The following is a 22,172-nucleotide window of genomic DNA, read 5'->3' as shown; positions in this document are numbered from 1 at the left end:
TGCTAACCTGGATGCCCGTCTGCTCGTGGGTTGATGAGCATCGCGCCAAATCGCCACACAAACATTCCGAAGGCAAAAATCCACAATGCACCACTGATATCAATCCAAATTAACAAGTTTGCCGGGTCAAAGATGACCCCCAAGCTACGTACTAAGGCTGCCAAAATAATGGCAGAAAATGCGACGCTCATATTCGGTCCTTGGTAAATCATGCGCCCAGTATGCCCCATGGTAACGCGTGCAATCATTGCCAAAATCAAACCGCCTAACCCTCCAATCGCAAACAGGTGAATGAGATTATGGCTGGCAAAGGCGTTATCCCAAGCACCACGCAGAATCAAGCTTAATGGCAAACAGAAGTATGCCGCATGTAAAGACCAAACCAGTGGCTCGCTCAACGTCAGCCATGGCTTCCAACGCAGGAATCGAAACAACTGAGCCACACCAGCAAATAGCATGAGAGGCTTGCCTATCTCAGCAAAGGTCACAGGGAAGAAACTCAAAACAAACAACATCACCAAAGGTAAATTCGCTAACCAATCTAGCCATACTAACGGCTGCGCTTTTTCAAAGTTAAAACGGCGAGCAGTGAAGAATGGAATAACTCGCCCCCCCATCACAGACAGTAATAAAGTGAACCACCATAACATGGCTTGCCATACCGCTGACGAACTAAACGGAGGCAGCCCTTTGATGGTGGCGTAACTTGCGAAGTTGGCAAAGATAGCCAGAAGGAATAGAGGAACGAAAAACAGATTTTTCCATCCTTTAGCACGATAAACACGTATACCGACTTCGTATGCCACAAACAACAGGAACAACGCTTCAATGCTGCTTATCAGCCACAATGGCGCTGGCGTCCACAACAAAATACGAGGTGCAAGCCACAAACCAAACAACGCCAACAAGGTGTCATGCTTGGTGCCGTTAATGCCCGTCCAGTTTTGTACCGCCGTCAACACAAAACCCGCCACGATCGCCATCGCAAAGCCAAACAGCATTTCATGCACATGCCACCACAACGCAGGTACATCAAGCGCACTTGGCTGTCCGGTTTGGAACATCCATACCCATACCGCAATCGCGATGATGGCGTAAATAGAGCCAAACAAGAAAAACGGTCTAAACCCTAAACGCAGCCATGCGGGGATTTTTTCTTCCACTTTTTTATCGGTGATATTCAGCATTGCGATGCCCTTAAGTACCCAATAGATACCGTTCCAAAATTCAACTAAAGCGATCTTACCATAAACATGTAAAAAAAATACATGTTATAAACTCAGACTATCCTTTAGAGGTAAAGCCGTGGTTTGCGCGTTGATTGGCTATCTATGTTTAGGTATAACTGAATAAATCAGTAAAGGGAGTAAAAAGATGTATATTTTCGGCTATGGCAGCTTAATTAACTCCGCCTCACGTCAGTTAACGGGGCAGACTGGCAATGCCATCCCTGTGGTCGCCCACGGACTAGTCCGTTATTGGGGAAAAGTCGATGACAATTATGTTTTGTCTCCCTTGGTGGTCAATGAAGGCCAAGGCCAAGTGAATGGTGTTTTACTAAAAGTGGACAAGCAAGCACTCGCAGAATTTGATCGGCGCGAACGGGGTTATTACCGCATTCAAATTCGCCCAGAACAGATTGAAGCCGAAGCTGAGTTTACCTCAAATAAGGCAATCTGGGTCTATGTGAAAGACGACCCCCAGCCACCTTGCTCGCTTAGCCCGATCATGCAGAGCTATGTAGATACCGTCTTAGCAGGTTGCTTAGAGATTTCTCATGCCTTTGCTGAACACTTTGTACGTCACACGGTAGGTTGGCATCACACTAAAGAGAACGATCGCCATCAGCCGAAATATGGCAATCTCGCTGGGGTGCAAGATCATCATTATGAATTGATAGATAACCTGATTTCAGAACATTCCTAACGTATTCTGCCCCAAGACGAGAACAGCTCTCAAAGTGTTGAGAGCTGTCTTCTTTCATCGTCGCCTTATATACTCAAGTGACTAAACGATTCTCACCCCTTCAGGCATCGCACGCTCCGGAGTTCGCAATGCGCTTTCTGATTCGTCATCCGTTTCCGCACAAAGCAACATGCATTCTGACGTTTCAGCACGCATTTTTGCTTTCGCTAGGTTACACAGCACCACCACTTGTTTGCCCATTAACTCTACTTCTGTGTAGTACGGTACTAGGCTAGTCACGGTTTTCAGCGTTTTCTCACCCACATCAATCTGCACAATGTACAACGTGTCTGCGCTTTCATGGCGAGCAACCTCGATGATGTTTCCGGTACGGAAGTAAGCGATAGTTTCCATCATTAAAATTTCAGTAAAGCTTTACTAAAAAGATAACGTTTACACTAGCAGTGAACCTAATAGTTACAATCGGTAAAGGTCTCATTTTAGAAAGTGATTCCCACATCCAATTGCACTTATTACACAAAGGGTGTTTAATACTCTTGTTATCATTTTTAGCCCACACAAAGGTCCCTCATGGCAACAATTAAGGATGTCGCGAAAGAAGCAGGCGTATCGGTCGCAACCGTATCACGCGTGATCAACAAATCGCCGAAAGCGAGCCAATCTTCTATTGATGCCGTCACACTAGCAATGGGCAAGCTAGGATACCGACCGAATGCCGCTGCGCGTGCACTGGTAAGCCAAAGCACCAATACCATGGGCGTACTTGTGGGTGATGTATCCGATCCTTTCTTCGGCACTATGGTCAAATCCATTGATAACGTAGCGCGTGAGAATGGCAAACACATTCTGATCGGGAATGGTTACCACAGCCCAGATGACGAGCGCCAAGCGTTAGAGCTTCTGATCAATAGCCGCTGTGAAGCGATTGTGATTCACTCTAAAGGTCTGTCTGATGACGAGCTGATTGGTTACGCCAAAGAAGTGAAAGGCATGGTGCTGATCAACCGCCATATCCCAGAGTTGGCAGAGCGTTGCATTTCTCTTGATAACCGCAAAGGTGCTTACTTAGCCACGGAATATCTGATTCGCCATGGTCACACCAAAATCGCATGTATCGCATCATCGCATGACATCGAAGATACCGACGAGCGTTTGCAAGGCTACCAAGCCGCGCTGAAAGATCATGATATCGAACTGGCAAAAAACTATATCGAATATGGCGAGCCAAACAGTGATGGCGGCGAAACGGCAATGACTAACCTTCTGACTAAATCGCTCGAAATAACTGGTGTGGTGGCTTACAACGATTACATGGCAGCAGGTGCACTGGCCGCATTAGACCAAAACGGCATTGACGTACCAGAACAAGTCTCTATGGTTGGCTTTGATGACGGCTTAATTGCTCGCTTCGTGAATCCAAGTTTAACCACAATTCGCTACCCAATAGAGATGATGGCAGAACACGCTGCACGCTTAGCGTTGGCATTATCGCGTAATGAGCGAGTGGAAGATGACACTATCATCTTTAGCCCAACATTAGTGCGTCGTAACTCGGTGGATCGCCTTTAAGGTGCTGTTCTAACAAAAAACCAGACGGAACATAAAGAAAAAGCTCTACCACCGAAGTGGCAGAGCTTTTTCATTTTGGGGTATTTTGAGTGAGCCTTGTTTTTGCGACCTTTAGATGAGCTTTTGACCTACTTTGATCAAAAAAATCACAGCAACCCAAAAGCACTAAAAGGTACTGGTCGCCTAGAAAGCAAACTGATAAGTGGTGCAGAAGCGGTATTCTTGTTCAGGCTCAAGAATACAGCTTGGCTGCGCCCACTCAGGATGGTTTGGTGAATCAGGTAAGAACTGCGTTTCTAATGCTAAACCCGCGTAATCTTGGTATTCACCACCGCGACGATTCGGCGATCCCGCTAGCCAGTTGCCTGTATAAAGCTGCATCGCAGGTTTATCCGTCACCACTGACATTTTTACTTTTTCATCAGGAGAGATCACCCACGCAACCGGTTTAGACTGGTCACGCACTACATCAAACAGGTAGCTGTGATCGTAGCCTTTTGCCATAATTTGTTGTTCATCTTGTAAGAAGTGCTCTGAAACTGGTTTTTCACCTCTAAAGTCAAACCCTGTACCTTGCACATCTTGCAGCGCACCAAGCGGAATACCGACCTCGTTGGTTGGCAGATATTGGCTTGCCGCGATACTTAAACGGTGAGAGCGACAATCTAAGTCCGCTTCAGCGCCCAACAAATTAAAGTAAGCATGGTTAGTCAGATTCACCGGTGTTGCTTTATCTGTTCTAGCGACATACGCAATGCTCACCTGATTATCGTCAGTCAGTGTGTACGTCACTTGCACTTCAAGGTTCCCCGGGAAACCTTGGTCGCCATCTTCAGACAACAAAGCAAACGTCACCTGTTGCTCCGATTGTGCTTCAATCTTCCAACGACGCTTATCGAAACCGGCTTGCCCACCATGCAAACAGTTACCAGCTTGGTTGGTGGAAACGTGAAATGTTTCGCCATTCACATCAAAAAGACCATTGGCGATGCGATTTGCGTAACGTCCTACCGTGACCCCCATGTAGCTCTGCTGCCGCATAAAGCTTTCCATCGACCCCACCCCGAGCAGTACTTCGCGCAATTCCCCGCACGCCAAAGGTAAACGACAACTCAACCATGTCGCACCGATATCCATAAAGGTCACGCGCATGCCGGTGTTATTTTTCAGTTCGACCACATTGGCAGGCCGACCATCAAAGGCGGCCTGCTGCGTCATCGTGATAGTTAATGGCTCAGTCATCTCTTGCTCCTACTGCGGCTTAACGTCTTTGTTGCTAGAGTCTTGGGTTAAAGCACTTCGACTAAACCTGCGCCGTTTTTCGCTTGGCACACGTAGATGGACTCTTTCAAACCCGTTGCCGCTTGGTATTTCGCTTCAACCGTTGCTTTCACTTTATCCACTAGTGCTGGTGGCACAAGTGCAACGATACAACCACCGAAGCCGCCGCCCGTCATACGCACGCCGCCTTGCTCACCGATCACCTCTTTCACCATCTCAACCAAGGTATCGATTTCTTTGACTGTGATTTCGAAATCGTCACGCATGGAAGCATGAGACTCCGCCATCAGTTCACCCATACGCTTCATGTCATGTGCACGAAGTGCTTGCGCGGCTTCTACCGTGCGATCGTTTTCTGTGATCACGTGACGAGCGCGTTTTGCCACCATTTCATCTAGTTCAGAAACTTTCTCGTTAAACTGCTCAATGGTCACATCACGCAGCGCTTTCACACCGAAGATGCGCGCCGCTTCTTCACACTGCTCACGGCGCGTGTTGTATTCACTGTCTACCAAGCCGCGTTTTTTGTTCGAGTTAATGATAACAACGGCCATATCTTCAGGCATGGATACCGCCGTCGTTTCCAAACTGCGGCAATCTAAAAGCATCGCATGATTCGCTTGCCCTTCCGCCGAAATCATCTGGTCCATAATGCCGCAGTTACAGCCTACGAATTCGTTCTCTGCTTGCTGCCCATTTAGCGCGATTTCCGCTTGGCTGATTTCTAGATTGAAAAGCACTTTGAACGTTTGCCCGATCACCACTTCCAATGCCGCTGATGAACTCAAACCCGCACCTTGAGGTACGTTACCGCTGACTGAAATGTCCGCACCAGAAAATTGGTAGCCACGAGCAAGAAGACACTTCACCACACCGCGAATGTAGTTCGCCCACATTTTATCTTGTTGGAAAGTGATTTCTTGAGTGATATCGAACTCATCAACCGCATTGCCGTAATCCACCGAAACCACGCGCACTAGGTTGTCTTCACGCTTCGCTGCTGCCACCACTGTTTGGTAGTTGATCGCACATGGCAATACAAAACCATCGTTGTAGTCCGTGTGCTCACCAATCAGGTTTACACGGCCTGGTGCTTGGATAATGTGGCTTGGTACGTAGCCCAGCACTTGTTCAAAAGAAGTTTTCACGTTTTGGATTAAATCAGGCATAGTAGAATCTCAGCATAAAATTTTTGTTTGAATTCTCGACTGCTTTCATATCTCGCAATCAGAAACGACCTATTTGATTGTCTAACATTTGTCATTCCGGACGAGCCCTAGCGAGCATCTGGAATCTACGTTCAGCGCACTCTGATGGTAGATTCCGCATCACGCTCGTTCCTCGCTGTACGGAATGACATATTTCGTATTTATCGTTAGTTACTGCTCTTTGTAATGCACATCGCTTAAATCACGCAGACGCTGGGCCGCTTGCTCTGCGGTGAGATCACGTTGGCTTTCTGCCAGCATTTCATAACCCACCATGAACTTGCGAACCGATGCACTACGCAGTAGTGGCGGGTAGAACAGCGCATGCAGTTGCCAGTGGTCTATGTCTGTCCCCTCTTCAAAGAACGGGGCGTAATGCCAACCCATTGAGTAAGGGAAAGAACATTGGAATAGGTTGTCGTAGCGGCTCGTCAGCTTTTTGATTGCAACAGCAAGATCGTCTCGCTGCTCTTCGCTGAGCTCACTCATGCGGCGAATGTGCGTTTTAGGAAGCAACATGGTTTCAAATGGCCACGCCGCCCAGTAAGGCACGACTGCTAGCCAATGTTCGGTTTCTACCACAATGCGAGAACCGTCTTTACGTTCAGCTTGTACGTAGTCCACCAGTAGGTTGGTGCCATTTTCTTGGTAGTACGCTTTTAAGTTGTGCTCTTTGCGCTCGATTTCGTTTGGTAAGAAGCTATTCGCCCAGATTTGACCGTGTGGGTGAGGCTGAGAACAGCCCATGGTTTCACCTTTGTTCTCAAACGCCTGAACCCAAACGTAGTCTTGACCTAGCTCTTCGATTTGATCATTCCAGGTATCAATCACGCCACGAATTTTGTCGACTGGCAGTTCTGGCAAGGTTTTGCTGTGATCTGGCGAGAAACAAATTACTCGGCTCAACCCGCGCACACCTTGGGTTTTGAATAGTGGATTGTCTGACTCCGGGGCATCTGGAGAGTCCACCATCAGTGCTGCAAAGTCATTTTGGAACACATACGTGCCTTGGTAATCTGGGTTTACATCACCAGAAATACGCTCGTTCGTTGGGCAAAGAAAACACTTCTCGTCGTAACTTGGTAGTTCATCAATAGCCGGTTTTTCATCGGCACCGCTCCAAGGGCGTTTTGCACGATGCGGCGACACCAAAATCCACTGACCCGTTAGTGGGTTGTAACGACGGTGTGGGTGATCCACTGGGTTAAATTCAACTTTCGACATCTTACTTACTCAACTTCTTAACATTCTTGTCTCTGCGTTCCCCAATAAAATTGGAGTTACAGCTAGGTGGCCAATCAACAACGCGACAACTTCAATTACGCAGGGGGGCTTTGTTTACGAAGGAGAATAGCCTTGCGGGTTATTCGATTGCCATCTCCACGTATCGGCCGTCATTTCTGCGACACTGCGAGTGGCTTTCCAACCAAGGTCTCGCTCCGCTTTCTCTGTGCTTGCCCAGCATTCTGCGATATCACCAGGACGGCGAGGACACTGCTCGTAAGGCACTGGGTGGCCGCAAGCCGTTGCGAAGGCATCGACCATCTCAAGCACGCTAGAACCTTGGCCAGTACCGAGGTTGTAAATGTGCAGACCCGCTTTCTCGCCCACTGATTTCAGCGCTGCGATATGGCCATCAGCCAAGTCCATCACGTGGATGTAATCACGCACACCTGTGCCGTCCGGCGTTGGGTAGTCATTACCGAATACCGACAGCTTTTCACGACGCCCCACCGCGACTTGGGCGATGAATGGCATTAAATTGTTTGGAATACCTTGAGGGTCTTCACCCATGGTGCCCGATGGATGCGCGCCAACTGGGTTAAAGTAGCGAAGCAAGGTGATACTCCAGTCGTTTTCGGCATAGAACAGATCACTCAAGCACTCTTCCACCATGTACTTGCTACGACCATATGGGTTGGTGGTTTCGCCCGTTGGAGAATCTTCAGTGATAGGCACAATGTCAGGATCGCCGTAAACCGTTGCCGATGAGCTGAATACCATGCTTTTCACGCCCGCTTTACGCATGCTGCGTGCCAACACCAGTGATCCATTAACGTTGTTGTCGTAGTACTCCAATGGTTTCGCGACGGATTCGCCCACCGCTTTCAGGCCAGCAAAGTGAATCACAGCTTGAATGTCATGTTTGGCAAATACTGAGTCCAAAAAGGCTTCATCACGAATGTCGCCTTGGTAGAAAGTTGGTTGCTTACCGGTTAGCGCTTCAATGCGGCTTAACACTTCCACTTTGGCATTACACAAATTGTCGACAATGATTGGCTCCATACCCGCTTCAATCATCTGTACACATGTGTGACTGCCGATGTACCCCATACCGCCTGTGACAAGAACTTTCACTATTGCTTCTCCACGATTGCTGCTTATGCTCAGTTAGATGCCCATGGTTAGCAAAGCCTAATTAACCAACCACTAGCAAAACCGTCCATTTCTTAACTGGCTAGAAGTCTACCAATCAAATCCGATCTAATTCCGTGATCAGTTTCAAATAGTGTAAACGTTTCCACCAAATAATAAAGAAACGTAGCAAGAAGGAATGAGTTTAGTAAAACCCCCTTCTGTTAGACCAAACTCGGCTCTTGAAAGGCGATGAGATTTCGACGAAGGACCAGAGTAAACCGTTTTACTAAACGTTTGTGCATTCGTAACTAGCTGTTTAAAATAGTTGAATTTCTCACTGGGACAGTGAGGCCTGCCTACGGGAAGTACACATGGCAACATTAAAAGATATCGCTACCGAAGCGGGCGTTTCCCTTGCAACCGTATCACGCGTGTTGAATGACGACCCGACGCTAAGCGTAAAAGATGCAACGAAACACCGAATCTTAGAAATTGCTAGAAAGCTCGAATACCGTACCAGCAGTTCCAAGAAAGCCACCAAAGAGGCGAAGCAAAACCACCACTTTTTGGCCTTGTACAACTACAAGCAAGAAGCGGAAGTGAATGACCCATACTACTTATCAATTCGCCACGGAATTGAAACCCAATGTGACAAACTGGGGATCACGCTAACGAATTGCTACAACAGTGACATTGACGTTGAAACACAAAAGATCACCGGGGTCCTATTAGTCGGCAAAATCGAAAATGCCATCATCAGCAAACTGCCAAAGCGTCTTGCTGACAGCATTTGCTACATCGACTTCTCGGATGATAACAGCACTTACGACTGCATTGATGTCGATCTTGACCATATCAGTAAGCAAGTGATCACATTTTATATCCAGCAAGGCTATGAACGGATTGGTTTTATCGGTGGTCAACGTGAGACTGGCACAACAGACATGCGTGAAAACGCATTTGTTGAATATGGCAAACTAAAAGGTGTGGTATCTGAAACCGATATTTATCGTGGTGACTTATCCAGTTTATCGGGTTACAACTTAACAAAAGCAATGCTCGCCAAAGGTGATTTCCCGAAAGCGCTATTCATTGCTTCTGATCCAATCGCGATTGGCGTGTTGCGCGCTATTCATGAATTTGGTTTAAACATCCCACAAGATATTGCGTTGATCAGTCTCAATGACATTCCAACAGCACGCTTTACTTTCCCTCCTCTTTCCACGGTCCGTATTCACTCTGAAATGATGGGCGCACAGGGCGTGAACTTATTGGTCGAAAAGTATCGAGACAAAAGAGAAGTACCACTTAAAGTTTACGTATCAAGTAAATTAAAGCTGAGAGGCACGACCAAGTCACAATAAAGACTGGAATACTCATTTCTTTAACGCACTGTAATTTCAGTGCTTTTTAATATTTCATTTTCAACGTCTCATTTATTCCGCGCAGCTATCTCGATATACAATTTGAAAACGCTTAAGTTAAACGTTTTCACAACATTTGTATGAGAGAAGCATTTACGATCCGAACTATTTGGAGGTCACAATTTCTGCGACTAATTCCCGCAGCCATAATCCTTTATCTTCATTATTTCGACTGGTGTGCCACAACATCGCAATGTCAAAATCAGCGACAGCAATAGGTGGTTTCACAGTAACTAAATCGTCAGAAAAACCATCCGACAACGCCATTTTCTCTGGAACAATCGCAATCAGTTCACGCTGTTTGAGTAAATTTCGAATAGTAAGAAAATTGCGCGAGGCAACCGTTACCTTGCGGCTCAAACCATGTTCGGCGAGCTTTTTGTCTACTTGTGTACTTAAACTGCCGTCAGGGCTCACTAAGGCTTGTTCAATATTGGCAAAAGCCGAAATCGACAACTCGCTTTCTCCTTTCAATACCCGCTTGTCACACAAGCAGACATGCTTTTCTGTGTACAGGTACTGGCTATCAAAGTTGTCATCAAGCACTGGCATGCTGCCAATGATGACGTCCAACTTATCGTTCTCAGTAATCGCGACATAGTTACTGCGGTTGACATTGATAAAACTGATTTGCGCTTCTGGTGCGCGTTTGCGGATCTCATCATAAAGCTGTGGGGCGAAGATGAACTCGGCGTAATCCGTCAGACCAACCCGACACACTCCAGTGTAGTTTTCTGGCTGAAATACCGACTTAGTCAGTAAGTCTTTGGCAATCGAGTCGAGCAAATGATGCACGGTCGGAGCAATGTGATGCGCATGCTCGGTCGGATCCATCTTGTGGCCCTTGCGCTCAAACAACGGATCATCAAACAACAATCTCAAACGCGATAAACTATGGCTCATTGCCGACTGACTCACGAAACTCTTTTCTGCCGCTAAACTGACGCTGCGATAACGATAAAGATAAGAGAACGTCACCAACAAATTTAAATCGATATTGCGCCACTGGATATCATCTTTCACTCAACACACCTAATCCCATTTCATTCATAGATGAAATTAAAACTATTAATTTGAATCATTTTAGAGCATTCGATAAATTAGCAACAATGCTTTTAGATAATCAGGCTCAACATGTTTACCATTTTTAAAACCTTTTTTTGGCTTGGTTGGATCAGTTTCGGTGGCCCTGCGGCGCACATCGGTTACTTCCGCCAAACGTTCGTTGAAAAACTCAAATGGATCGAAGACAGCGAATACGCTCAAATCGTGGCGTTAAGTCAATTTCTACCAGGCCCTGGCTCAAGCCAAGTTGGCTTTGCGCTAGGCTACAAGCGTGGTGGTCTGGGTGGCGCGTGCATGGCGTTTCTTGGTTTCACGCTGCCTTCAGTGATGATTATGCTGGCGCTTGCGATGGTGAGTAGCCAAATTACCGATACCGCACTGTTCCAAAACATCGTTCACGGCTTGAAATTGCTTGCGGTTGTGGTTGTGGCTGATGCCACTTGGGGGATGTACAAAAACTTCTGCCAAAGCAAGCTGACCGCTGGTTTATGTGTGGCAACCGCCATTGCCCTGTTGCTGGCACCAAGCATCATGACGCAAATGCTCGTGTTGGTTGTGGCCGGTTTGATTGGTACTCAATACCTAAAGAATGAATCAGCAGCACCAGTTGAACCGTTTAAACCAACCATCGCCCCACTCGCTCTGTTCGCTGCCCTATTGATTGGTCTGCCGTTTGTGGCGCACACCATGCCGATGCTCGGTTTGTTCAGTGATTTCTTCCAGGCAGGCAGTTTGGTATTTGGTGGCGGTCATGTGGTGCTTCCGCTGCTGCAGAATATCGTTGGTGACCAACTCAGCCAAGATGCCTTTCTAACGGGGTACGCAGCGGCGCAGGCGGTACCAGGGCCGATGTTTACCTTCGCCACTTACATTGGTTACGAACTCTCCGATGCGCCAATTCTAGGTGCATTAGTGGCAACGTTAGGGGTTTTCCTGCCAGGCTTCTTGTTACTGCTTGGCGTACTAAAGAACTGGCAAGCACTGGCGGGTAAACCGGTCATCTCGGGCGCAATTAATGGCGTCAACGCATCGGTGGTGGGCCTGCTACTAGCAGCACTTTACCAACCCGTATTCAGCAGCGCGGTTATCGCCCCCATCGACATCGCCCTAGTCATTGCGGGTTTCTATCTGCATAAGAAGCTCAACTTGTCTGTGCTGTGGATGATTGTTTTCTTTGTTGGTGCAGGCATTGCTCAAGGCATGATGTAAAAGGATTTGCAGCAAAAAAAGCGCACACGGGCATTCCCTTGTGCGCTTTTTTATTCTGGATAGCTTTTTGCTCATTATTTTTTATAAAAATGAAATACCGAAAGCAAGCTATATATAAACTTGACATAGCACACAGTTACAAACATTAGATTGAAATTACTAGAACCAAAAATGGAAAAATAGAAAACAAAACAATAAAATAATAATTATGCATTTACTTTGATATCATTATAAACATTACTTGGAAGTAGACATGGAAGTCACAGCAGAGAAGCAAGAAAACCTAGATCTAATTAATAGCAGGTTAAACTTAGCTGTATTCCTCACCCCTTTTATGCACTTTTATTTACCATTTGTTGGTGAAGTAGTTATCCTTGCATTTCAGATATCTATAATCTCTATCCTTCACAATATGAAAGGCGAAGGTTACCAGCAGAAATTTAAGCCGTTATACTTTTTTTTTATTGCGTATATTATATCAATTTCCGTGTCAAATATTTTACTTACAAAAACGTTTGGCTGGAGCCCAGAGGCTATTATTTCATTCTTTAGATATCTTATTATGCTATCTAATTGCTTTTTTATATTGAGCCTGGTTAGTTACTTTAACCGCAGAAGTAAACTACCATTTGAACTTCTTCCTTATTCCATCTCAATTGCTGCACTTTTCATTTTTGTTGATATCAACTTAAATTTAACCGGAATTAATTACAATGAAGGATTACGGATTATTGTATCAAGCAACATCAGGCACTTGGGGCACATTGTCATTATTAGCTCTTTGCTAGTATCAATGAAAATACTACTTGGTAAAAAATTAAACAATCCACTTTTCTTTTTCACCTCTTTAGTTAGTATATCATTACTATTTTGGCTTGGTGGAAGAGGAGCGATTTTATCGTATTCAATAAGTTTACTCCTTGCTCTTTTTCTAATCTTCAAACATCATCACCCAGATATAAAATGCGTTACTAGGCTAATCTCCTTAATCATTATATCCTTAATGGTATCATCACCATTAAACATCTATTCTTGGAATGGACTAAACAGGTTATCGGAAACTCAGCAATATAAAACCCAAGACATAAATACCTTATCAAGCAATAGAATTAAAATATGGCATGATACTTTTGAATTAATAAAGGAAAAACCAATATTTGGTTATGGCGCAGAAGGATTTATATTATATTCGGGAACTATTTTTAGGCACCCACACAACTTTATATTTCAATGGCTGCTTCACTTTGGCTTGGTAGGTACATTATTATTTCTTTCATTTATTATCTATATTTTTATTTCTGGGTATAACTGTGCCACTAAAGAAAAAAAACTTGAAAACATTTTCCCTATTGTCGCCCTATCTGGGTTACTCTCTAACGCTCTCGTGTCGGGGACATTATATTACTCGCCACCTGTATTTATTTTTTGCTTAATTAGTTCTTACATAATATCAAAAAACACACAAAACTCTGATAGTTGCAATATCTCCCACCAACAGATAAAGCAATGATAGTACATTGCAAATAAATTAATTAATATTAAACAGGTACACCATCATAAAAAACACCATGATTTATTCGTTATAAAATTTAAAAAGATGAACACTAGAAATTCATCAAATGGCGTAAACAAGCCTTTAATTGCTGCCAAGAACTGTTTAGTCGGTTTTCTTTCTCGAATATTAAACAACTTGAAGTAGTAATAAAATGTCGCATAAAGACAATCAAAAACCATTGATAAGTAACTATTGAATTGATATGTCTATGTTATTTCATTTTCAAAGTAACTAACAATGAAAAATGTAATGGCACTTGACAAAAAAACAAGCATGTAAAGCAAATTATCTATCTGCAATGCATGCTTGAGTTCTGAAAAATGTTATTAACGTTGGCTTGCTGACCACTAATATCCGTTTTCTACTACTTCAAATTAAGTTCAGAAATCGTCAGTTCTGAGGTATCTCTTCCCTTTCTCACCATAGCCAGAGCTCTCTCTAAGTTTTCATTAGCTTTCGCATAATATGATGGGCTTTTATCTATTGCTTGTTGAAGGAAAGGGATGGCTTCATCAGGCTTTTCTTTAATAATGAGAAAGTATCCGACACTATTTAGTGCCTCTGATTGAGTCATGTGCTGAGCAAATATATTCAATGCTTGGCGTGGCTGACCATCGGCAACAGCAATTAAACCCAGATTGTTTATCGCCTTTTTGTTGTCACCATTTATGCGCAGCGCTGCATTCGTAAAGTGCCTTGCTTTTCCAAAGTCTTCACTCATGTAATATGAATACCCAAGGCTCACCAATGCATTTTCACTGTATGGCTTGATATCTAATGCCTTGCGCAACAATTGCTGAGCTAACTCATGATTACCATTTATATCAAAAATAACCCCTAAACCCACATAAGCATGACTCGGGGAGTGCTCGTCATATTCCAGTGATTGAACGCTAACTGATGAAATACTTTCTTTGGTCACTCCAGCATTTCGTCCTAAACGAACTTGGTCTGCATTCACGGCCCTCAAGTAGTAAGCGAGACCAATGTCTTTGCGCCCTTGCTGTACGTACACCTTACCCAATTGCTCTAGCACTCCAATATGATTGGGGTTCTCGGCCAATGACGCACGGAATGCCTTGTCTGCTAACTCAATATTCCCTCTGGATTGGTGTATACGGCCAATCGTATACAGTGTTTTATCTTTGTGTTTAGTCTCTTCGAATGTCAACGATCTCAAGTACTCATATAGCGCTAGATCTATATTTTTATTACTTAATGCACGATCACCTCTGGCAATCGCTTCTGCTTCACTCTCCGGAGGGGTATCATTCGTTAATGACTCAACGGGTTTACCCGCATATAGGCTGTGATCAAAACTGTTTTGTTTACTATCATTAGAGGCACACCCCGCCAAAAGTAAGGTTGCCAAGACTAATACGCGACCTTTATACATAATCATTCCCTTTTATTTTGTCCATTTTAGTTGTTACTTAGAAAATGCCTCTGAAAGCGTGATTAATGATGGACCTATTGCGACAATGAAAAAGCAAGGCCAGATAAAAAGTACCATGGGGAACATCATTTTCACGGGTATCTTTGCGGCTATTTCTTCCGCAGCTTGCTGCCTCTTATCTCGATAATCTTCAGTATACTCACGCAATGAGTCGACAAGACTGCCACCGACTCGAGAGGCATGGCTTAACATACTCACTAATCCCATAAATTCAGTAAGTCCGGTTCGAATAATCATTTCTCTCAAACTATCAGGCATTGATTTTCCCGCTTGTATTTTCATGCAAACGGTATCGAGTTCATCTGCCACATCAGGATGAGATATCACCATCTCATCGGCAACGCGGCGTAATGATGCATTAAAGCCTAACCCAGATTCCGTACACACAACTAGAAGATCAAGCATATCTGCTACGCCTGATCGAAAACGTTCTTGCCTTTTCTTGGCCATTTTTTTCAAAATAATGTCAGGAAAAATCAGGCCTATAAATGCACATCCCGCCATGTATATGTACAGTTTGTTGGATTGAGGTAATGTCACATATAACCCAACAGCAACCAGCATTCCAAATATGGTGGTTAATGATTTCGCTGAATAAAACAGTGTAAGAGCATTGCTTTGGTGGAAGCCAGCGTGCATCAGCAGCGCTCGCGTAGACTGTTGTTCTTTTTCATTACCTGAAGAGGTGAAAGGTGCTAATGATTCAAGCGTATTGATAACTTTATTGTTAGTTGATGCTAACTTCTCATTTTCACCTGTTGTAATCTGTGCAAGTTTACGTTTGAGCGGAGAATTCACACCGATCATCACGTAACCGACAGTCATGACAAATAACACCGTTGTAATGAGAACAAACAGAATAAATAGTAATTCTTGATTAATATCGATTTTAAATAACAGTGTATCCATCATCACACCTCAAAATTAACGATTTTACGGATCCACATTGTGCCAAGAAATAGCGCCACCATCCCGCCTAAGACCATTTTTACTCCCATTGGGTGAGTATGCAGCAAAGAAACATAATCTGGCTTAAGTAGCATCATTATGATGTACATGCCGAAGGGTGCGAGCACTAGTACCCAAGCGGATGCTCTAGACTCAGCAGAAATGGTTTTAATCTTACGGGATAACTTAAACCGTTCTCTAAGAACTCGAGATAGCTTTTCGATGTTCTCAATTAAGTTCCCCCCGGTTTCTTTTTGCAGTAAAACGGCACTCGAAAACGCCATCATTGACACCGTTGGCACTCGCTCAGTCATTTGCATCACCGCCAAACGCATATCATAACCATAATTAAGAAGGCTGAATGTATGCTTAAACTCTGGTCCGATGGGCGCAGGCATCTCACTCCCGACCTCACCAAATGCTTGGTTGATTGGCTGACCAGCTTGCAATACACGTTTGATAATATCTAACGCTTCTGGCAACTGTTCTTCGAACTTCATTAACCTATCACCAATTTTTTTTTGTACACAAAAGTACCCGACTAACCATAACGTAAGCCCACCACCAACACATATATACCAAGCTTGCCCAAATAGAGCTAAAAGCAGTCCAATGACTCCCCCTAACACAAGCGAGAACAATAGAAACTTACCAAATGTCATTTCTATACCTGCCAGCTCTAGCTTCTTTTTGATTGTTTCAAACAATGTAAACTGAACTAAGAACCGCTCAACTTTAGATAAGTTCTTAATTGAGTTCTCTCGTAGCAAAGAAATACTTTCTTGATCGATATGCTTATGGCTCTGCCTAATTCGTTGTACAAGATGGCGATGTTTTACCTTCTTACCGGCAGATGGCATGATCAACGCTTGGCTTATGAAAAATACCGAGAGGAACAATAAAAATAAAAAAAGTGGTAGTTGACCTTCCATAGTGCCTCCTAACGTAACTTCTCGTTGAAGATTTCAAAAGGAATATCCATTCCTCTTTTAACTAGTTGATCATGGCAGGCTGGTACGATGCCCGTGGCAATATAGCTGCCAACCACATTGCCTTCTGAATCCACTCCTTGCCTTTGAAACTTAAATATCTCTGACATAGTGATCACTTCTCCCTCCATGCCGTTGATTTCTTGAATGCTAACCATACGGCGCTTACCATCTTCTTGCCTGTCCATCTGGACGACAAGATGAATCGCTGAAGCAATTTGAGAGCGAAGATTTTTAGTGGAAATATTCCATCCGGCCATGGAGAACATATTTTCAACTCGGCTTAAAGCATCACGTGGCGTATTGGCATGAATGGTAGCAAGAGAACCGTCATGGCCTGTATTCATTGCAGATAGCATATCAACGGCTTCGCTGCCCCTCACCTCACCAAGTACAATACGATCGGGTCTCATTCGTAAAGAGTTTTTCACCAGTTCTCGCTGAGAAATCTCCCCTTTTCCTTCGATATTTGCTGGCCTAGTCTCAAGCCTAACTACGTGGGGTTGTTGCATTTGCAACTCAGCTGAGTCTTCGATAGTAACGATACGCTGATCGGCAGGAATAAAACCAGAAAGAATATTCAGAGTGGTGGTTTTACCTGAACCCGTACCACCTGAAATAAGAATGTTCATCTCTCCAACCACAGCAGCATTAAGAAACTTAGCCATTTCGGGAGACAGTGAGCCTAGCTCCAATAAGTTATTCATATTAAGGCGCTCAACCGCAAAGCGACGTATAGAAACAGACGCACCATCAATGGCGAGCGGAGGAATAATGGCATTAAAGCGCGAGCCATCTTTTAAGCGAGCATCCACCATGGGAGAAGATTCATCAATACGTCGCCCTACTTGGCTAACGATACGGTCTATAATGCTACGCAAATGTCGATCATCGAGAAATGTATGGGGCGTCTTTTCTAACTTGCCGAAACGTTCAACATAAATACTTTTGGGCCCATTCACCAAGATATCCGAGACCGTTGAGTCGTCGAGTAGCGGCTCTAAAGGGCCTAATCCAAAAATTTCATCCTCTATCTGGCGGATCATTCGATTTCTGGCTTCAGAGCTTAAAGGGTGCGTTTGATCTTCGGCAATCAAATGTACGACGGCTTCTCGTAACTCTTCTTTTGCTCGGTCTTCTTGTAGATGAGACAGTAAACCAAGATCAAGTGTATCTAGTAATTTTCCGTGATAATAATGCTTTATCGTCTGATCATGCTCTAACCGTTTCCTTTCTGCCTCGATTGCAATAATTTTGTCTTCTATTGATGAGAGTGTTTTTTCATTGCGGTTTGGTTCAGGTGTTTCTTTATTTTCACTGTCTTTGGCAACAGAGATCTTAGCTGCTTCAGGAAAAGCACTACCGACATTCTTTCTTTTAAAAAACATAGCGACTCCCTGCTAAGAAAAGAACTTGCTCAACCAACTTTGCTTTTTTTCATTCGCTGGTTGTTCTAATTGATGTGATATTTCAATAAGTGAAGACTTAATGGCACTTTTCTTCTTGGCTTGAACAATGGGCTTTCCTAGATTGGCACATTCAATAGCGATAGCGAAATTATTCGGTACTAAGAAACGTGCTTGTTTAGGAAATGTTTCCTCAATATCTTTAATCGATATAGGGGCTTTTTTTTCAAAGCGATTAATAATTAACTTGATTTGATTACTTGATAAACCGTAGTCAAATTGCAGTGACTTAACGTAATTTGCAGCGTGCTTAATGGAAGTGACATTTTGCTGCATAACCAGATAAACAGACGTGGCAGGTGCAACCAAGTGCTGAAAAACATGTTCTACACCATGAGACATATCAACTATTATATGTTGGTAATATTGACGAAGAAGTGGAATAAGAGCATTGACTTCTGTGGCACGCTCATAATTATCCTTAATGTTATCTTGGTTAAAGCACAAATAATTGACGCCAGAAGCATGTTGGTAAACCAGCCCCTCTAGTGACATTTCATCAAGATCATTGATGCTATCGACCACATCATTAATGCTGTATTTCGGTTTACTGTTCAGATAATCTGCTGCATCACTAAACTGCATATCCAAATCAATAAGTAAGACTTTTCCTTGAGAGTATTCCGACAATGCTATCGCGGTATTTAACGCAACGGTTGTCGCGCCAGATCCCCCTTTAGTATTGATGAACAGTGACAACGCTCCAATGGTCTTAGTCGACACTTTTTCTTCTGCTATATCTTGCAAAATCGGAAATAATTCACTGAAGCCGACTTCCCGAGAAAAATAGTCTGATGCTCCAAGTTTTAATGCTAACTTAAGCGATGATGTGTCATTTTCATCACCAAATACGACTAGGGCTGTTTGATTTCGCTGTAAGCTCCCTTCGCTCGAGTAAATATGCGCGATTTTTTGTGCCCATCCGTCTCCTGCTTCAATATAAATAACATCTGGCGTTTTCATATTAGCCAACGATGTAGTCACAACTTTACTCAAATCTAACCACTCGACGTTAATATTGATGCAGTTTGATAGCTCCGCTTCTATATGTGCTTTAAATGTAGACGTCGCATTAATCACCCAAATATTAACATTCGTTTTAAGGGAATTGACGCTTTGTGTGTCGAGATCCTTTTCAAACACTACTGGTTTCAACATAAATACTCCCTTAACAATCTTCTATACTGCCTAGCCCGTCTTCAGGCCTTAATACACCGAGGCTCTCTGCGGGCAAAATGGTCTGAAACTCAGGACTTGCCCCTACAGCGTTTATCAGCAGTGACAACATCATAAATTGAAATGTGTAATCGGCTTCTGCTTTAACAAAACGAATGTTGGCAAAAATCGAATTCAAAACACCAGTGTCTGGCGTTTCAGAAAAAAACTCATTTACGTTCACCTCGACACCATTAGCATCGAGGTAAGTGATGGATAAATTATCGCTAGAAAACCCAGGTGGGTATAAGCCCTTAACCGCGGGCAAATTCGGAATATCATCTCGATCAGCGATATAACACACCGTCGCTAAACGAGCCGTTCTTCTTGTCACTTCATTAGCCATCTGAATCGAATAAAAATAAAGAGCAAATTCAATAATGGAAAAAATCACCAACAACACTGCCAAAGCAATGAGAGTAAATTCAACTTGCGTAACACCTTTTTGTCGATTCTTCCAGGTTCTCATGGTGACGTCCTCATTTTGGTCGATGCGCCAATCGTGAACGCTAAAGAGCTGTCGGAAAAAGGCAGGCTACTGAAAATAGGCACATAGGTATAAGTGGCTGACAACATCACTTCTTTCGTTTCATTCGTTGGTTGAGTGATGGTAATGTCCGTTGGCTCTAGGTAGCCCAGCACTTTTTTATCTTGATCAGTAGGTGTTGGCTTACCATACACGACCATATTCTGAATTTTTTCTCCATCGGCAATATTGCCGAAATCAAGCGTGCCGTAAGTATCGACCACCGCATAGCGAACGCCGTTTTGCAGCGCTTTATTAATTTCCGTGTATTGAATAAACGCTCGACTCACATCAATCAGTAACACCGCTAACATCAATAATACGGGCAAGCAAATAATAAACTCTAGCGCGGCTAGGCCCGTTTGTTTGTGTCTGTTTTTACAAAGCTGATGTGTTTGTTTAAGCGCGTTCATATTAAGACGCCTCGCTTAGTGGATCTTTATATAGTTGTATTCGATACGGGCCGTTGTTTGTTGGGTTAATTCCAGTTGAGCCATTCTTAATTATGCACTCTTCTAAAAACTGCCCATAAACGTCAGCTTGTCCAGAGTTATCAACTCGTTGTAATAAGAAGAAGCAACCTAACCCTAGGACATCAAACTCTGTTTTGCCCGTAGAGTCAGCAGTGCAATCAACGATAGGTATACGCAAAATCCTTCGTTCAGCGACCCCGTTGGTAGGGTAAGTACCGTCACACCCTCCGTCTTTGCAGGTTACATAATCTGCAAAATAAAAATCACTTGTTTCAATAACGTCATTAGTTTTTGTTAGTGTTGCCTCTTTTACATACACATCAGGAAGTACTGTTCCATCATTTTGTATTGGACCGGAAAAATCATTTAAACGCGTGTTGAGTCCCTGAGCGACTGGTCCTACGCTATTACCCGGTTTGGTGATAACCGTATCCCCGATGGCTGCACAACCGTTGTAGCCACCAGCTAATGCTTGGCGTACTATCGCAGCACCGCCGCCTCCACCATCATTTCCATTTCCATTTCCATTTCCATTATTATCTTCCTCGTCCTCTTCAAATTCGCCCTGATTAAAGTCTAATAACTGAAAATTCCCTGGCCCCATCGCGGTATTATTCTGATCTCCAACTTTCAAGGCATGAATTGTAGATGGGTTTCTCGTCACACTTGGATCGTACCCATTAGGGTTATAGCCCCACGCATCATCAGTGCTATTTTTATCACCACAAACAGCCATTGGGGCGATATTACAAGACATTGTGGCAGCTGCACTTGGCCCCGCTACCGCGCTGGCAGAGACATCTTTTCCCACGCCAAAAATGTAACTTAAATATTGAGTCAAAGAGACGTCGCTGACGGCGACTCGGATATAGATGTCACTATCACTACCAAGAGAGAAGCTGTCAGCATCAACAAACGTTTGTAAGTCATTTGAGAAGGTGATGCTAATGTTCTCCTCACCATACACCAACTCCTGATTACCAGAAGCCGCTGCGAAGCTGGTTAATGCCGCCACGGCTGCAGATTTCGCCAATAGAGCATTACCGGTGTCATCGGCCACCACCGCAGACGCCAGTGCGGCGGAATCAACCGCATTTTGTAAACGCGTTTTGTTCAGTACTTGGTGGTTTAAATCGATCGCAAAAGCACCCATACCAATGAGTATTAACATGATCAAGCTGATTAAGACTAACGTGATCCCTCTTTGGGAGTGCTTAGTTGCTATTGACTTTCCATATCTCATCGCGGCCTCCGAAGTGACTCATCACTGATTACTTTTTGGCTGCGCCATTACGGTTGTACACTTTCAAGCTGGTTTGGGTACGTTCACCGCTTCCTTCAGGCACGTAATCGACATTTTCATACCAGGCATTAGGGTTAAGTGTCTGCTCTGTTTGTAACTGATTAAGCGACACGCCCAAAGTAGGATCATTTGCACAACCCAATAAGCCTAACGATGTGAAACAAACAGCGAAATACATTGTCTTTTTCATTTTGTTCTCCA

At 43.9% G+C, this 22,172-nt stretch carries 21 protein-coding genes; 5 read left to right on the top strand and 16 right to left on the bottom strand.

Annotated elements, in window-relative coordinates; translation table 11 throughout:
- Positions 1-2 precede the first annotated feature (2 nt).
- Positions 3-1,187, bottom strand: a complete 1,185-nt coding sequence (locus AK965_RS14260; protein WP_099080233.1) for an NnrS family protein — start codon at positions 1,185-1,187, stop codon at positions 3-5.
- Positions 1,188-1,374: 187 nt separating this feature from the next.
- Here AK965_RS14260 and AK965_RS14255 point away from each other — a divergent pair, with 187 nt between their 5' ends.
- A complete protein-coding gene (locus AK965_RS14255) occupies positions 1,375-1,926 on the top strand; it encodes a gamma-glutamylcyclotransferase family protein (protein ID WP_099080232.1) in 552 nt (183 codons plus the stop codon).
- An 81-nt stretch (positions 1,927-2,007) separates the two neighbouring features.
- On the opposite strand, the gene AK965_RS14250 is transcribed toward AK965_RS14255, so the two are convergent.
- The gene (locus AK965_RS14250; RefSeq protein WP_099080269.1) at positions 2,008-2,319 is read right to left on the bottom strand and encodes a tRNA-binding protein; all 312 of its coding nucleotides are present in this window, start codon (positions 2,317-2,319) and stop codon (positions 2,008-2,010) included.
- Between the two features lie 177 nt (positions 2,320-2,496).
- On the opposite strand from AK965_RS14250, the gene AK965_RS14245 reads away from it, so the two are divergent.
- Positions 2,497-3,495 carry a substrate-binding domain-containing protein gene (locus AK965_RS14245; RefSeq protein ID WP_099080231.1) on the top strand — a complete coding sequence of 333 codons (999 nt, stop codon included), beginning with the start codon at positions 2,497-2,499 and terminating at the stop codon, positions 3,493-3,495.
- A 183-nt stretch (positions 3,496-3,678) separates the two neighbouring features.
- Here AK965_RS14245 and galM read toward each other — a convergent pair whose 3' ends face one another.
- The 4 genes from galM to galE form a co-directional block, all read right to left on the bottom strand.
- Positions 3,679-4,737, bottom strand: coding sequence for a galactose-1-epimerase (gene galM, locus AK965_RS14240; RefSeq protein ID WP_099080230.1), 1,059 nt, complete (start codon positions 4,735-4,737; stop codon positions 3,679-3,681).
- 47 nt (positions 4,738-4,784) lie between these two features.
- The gene (galK, locus tag AK965_RS14235; protein WP_099080229.1) at positions 4,785-5,945 is read right to left on the bottom strand and encodes a galactokinase; all 1,161 of its coding nucleotides are present in this window, start codon (positions 5,943-5,945) and stop codon (positions 4,785-4,787) included.
- A 210-nt stretch (positions 5,946-6,155) separates the two neighbouring features.
- Complete coding sequence (locus AK965_RS14230; protein ID WP_099080228.1) at positions 6,156-7,208, bottom strand: UDP-glucose--hexose-1-phosphate uridylyltransferase; 1,053 nt, start codon at positions 7,206-7,208, stop codon at positions 6,156-6,158.
- Between the two features lie 114 nt (positions 7,209-7,322).
- Positions 7,323-8,342 carry a UDP-glucose 4-epimerase GalE gene (galE, locus tag AK965_RS14225; protein ID WP_099080227.1) on the bottom strand — a complete coding sequence of 340 codons (1,020 nt, stop codon included), beginning with the start codon at positions 8,340-8,342 and terminating at the stop codon, positions 7,323-7,325.
- Between the two features lie 371 nt (positions 8,343-8,713).
- Here galE and ebgR point away from each other — a divergent pair, with 371 nt between their 5' ends.
- Entirely contained in the window at positions 8,714-9,706 is a 993-nt protein-coding gene (gene ebgR, locus AK965_RS14220; RefSeq protein ID WP_099080226.1) for a transcriptional regulator EbgR, read from the top strand.
- A gap of 165 nt (positions 9,707-9,871) precedes the next feature.
- Here ebgR and AK965_RS14215 read toward each other — a convergent pair whose 3' ends face one another.
- A complete protein-coding gene (locus AK965_RS14215; protein WP_099080225.1) occupies positions 9,872-10,789 on the bottom strand; it encodes a LysR family transcriptional regulator in 918 nt (305 codons plus the stop codon).
- Positions 10,790-10,900: 111 nt separating this feature from the next.
- Between AK965_RS14215 and chrA the strand changes: the two genes are divergently transcribed.
- Together chrA and AK965_RS14205 are read left to right on the top strand one after the other, a co-directional pair.
- Complete coding sequence (chrA, locus tag AK965_RS14210; protein ID WP_099080224.1) at positions 10,901-12,040, top strand: chromate efflux transporter; 1,140 nt, start codon at positions 10,901-10,903, stop codon at positions 12,038-12,040.
- Between the two features lie 253 nt (positions 12,041-12,293).
- A complete protein-coding gene (locus tag AK965_RS14205; RefSeq protein WP_099080223.1) occupies positions 12,294-13,550 on the top strand; it encodes an O-antigen ligase in 1,257 nt (418 codons plus the stop codon).
- A gap of 409 nt (positions 13,551-13,959) precedes the next feature.
- On the opposite strand, the gene AK965_RS14200 is transcribed toward AK965_RS14205, so the two are convergent.
- The 9 genes from AK965_RS14200 to AK965_RS14160 are packed head-to-tail and all read right to left on the bottom strand — an operon-like array spanning position 13,960 to position 22,161.
- On the bottom strand, positions 13,960-14,991 hold the full coding sequence (locus tag AK965_RS14200; RefSeq protein WP_099080222.1) for a lipopolysaccharide assembly protein LapB: 1,032 nt from the start codon (positions 14,989-14,991) through the stop codon (positions 13,960-13,962).
- A gap of 33 nt (positions 14,992-15,024) precedes the next feature.
- Complete coding sequence (locus AK965_RS14195) at positions 15,025-15,960, bottom strand: type II secretion system F family protein (RefSeq protein ID WP_099080268.1); 936 nt, start codon at positions 15,958-15,960, stop codon at positions 15,025-15,027.
- Positions 15,961-15,962: 2 nt separating this feature from the next.
- Positions 15,963-16,931 (bottom strand): type II secretion system F family protein, encoded by a 969-nt coding sequence (locus tag AK965_RS14190; protein ID WP_099080221.1) that lies wholly within the window; start codon positions 16,929-16,931, stop codon positions 15,963-15,965.
- An 8-nt stretch (positions 16,932-16,939) separates the two neighbouring features.
- Positions 16,940-18,376 carry a CpaF family protein gene (locus AK965_RS14185; protein ID WP_099080220.1) on the bottom strand — a complete coding sequence of 479 codons (1,437 nt, stop codon included), beginning with the start codon at positions 18,374-18,376 and terminating at the stop codon, positions 16,940-16,942.
- 12 nt (positions 18,377-18,388) lie between these two features.
- The gene (locus AK965_RS14180) at positions 18,389-19,612 is read right to left on the bottom strand and encodes an AAA family ATPase (protein ID WP_099080219.1); all 1,224 of its coding nucleotides are present in this window, start codon (positions 19,610-19,612) and stop codon (positions 18,389-18,391) included.
- A gap of 10 nt (positions 19,613-19,622) precedes the next feature.
- Positions 19,623-20,138, bottom strand: coding sequence for a TadE/TadG family type IV pilus assembly protein (locus AK965_RS14175; protein ID WP_099080218.1), 516 nt, complete (start codon positions 20,136-20,138; stop codon positions 19,623-19,625).
- The gene (locus AK965_RS14170; protein WP_099080217.1) at positions 20,135-20,608 is read right to left on the bottom strand and encodes a TadE/TadG family type IV pilus assembly protein; all 474 of its coding nucleotides are present in this window, start codon (positions 20,606-20,608) and stop codon (positions 20,135-20,137) included. The genes AK965_RS14175 and AK965_RS14170 overlap by 4 nt, the downstream gene beginning before the upstream one ends.
- A 1-nt stretch (position 20,609) precedes the next feature.
- A complete protein-coding gene (locus AK965_RS14165) occupies positions 20,610-21,911 on the bottom strand; it encodes a pilus assembly protein TadG-related protein (protein ID WP_099080216.1) in 1,302 nt (433 codons plus the stop codon).
- 28 nt (positions 21,912-21,939) lie between these two features.
- Positions 21,940-22,161: a hypothetical protein gene (locus AK965_RS14160; RefSeq protein WP_253252700.1), complete on the bottom strand. Its 222-nt coding sequence runs from the start codon at positions 22,159-22,161 to the stop codon at positions 21,940-21,942.
- Positions 22,162-22,172 lie beyond the last annotated feature (11 nt).

Origin of the sequence: Vibrio sp. PID17_43 (assembly GCF_002608565.1) — a bacterium.
Taxonomy (GTDB): Bacteria; Pseudomonadota; Gammaproteobacteria; order Enterobacterales; family Vibrionaceae; genus Vibrio.
The sequence above is the reverse complement of the archived record's forward strand: the minus strand, read 5'-3'. Positions and strand labels throughout refer to the sequence as shown.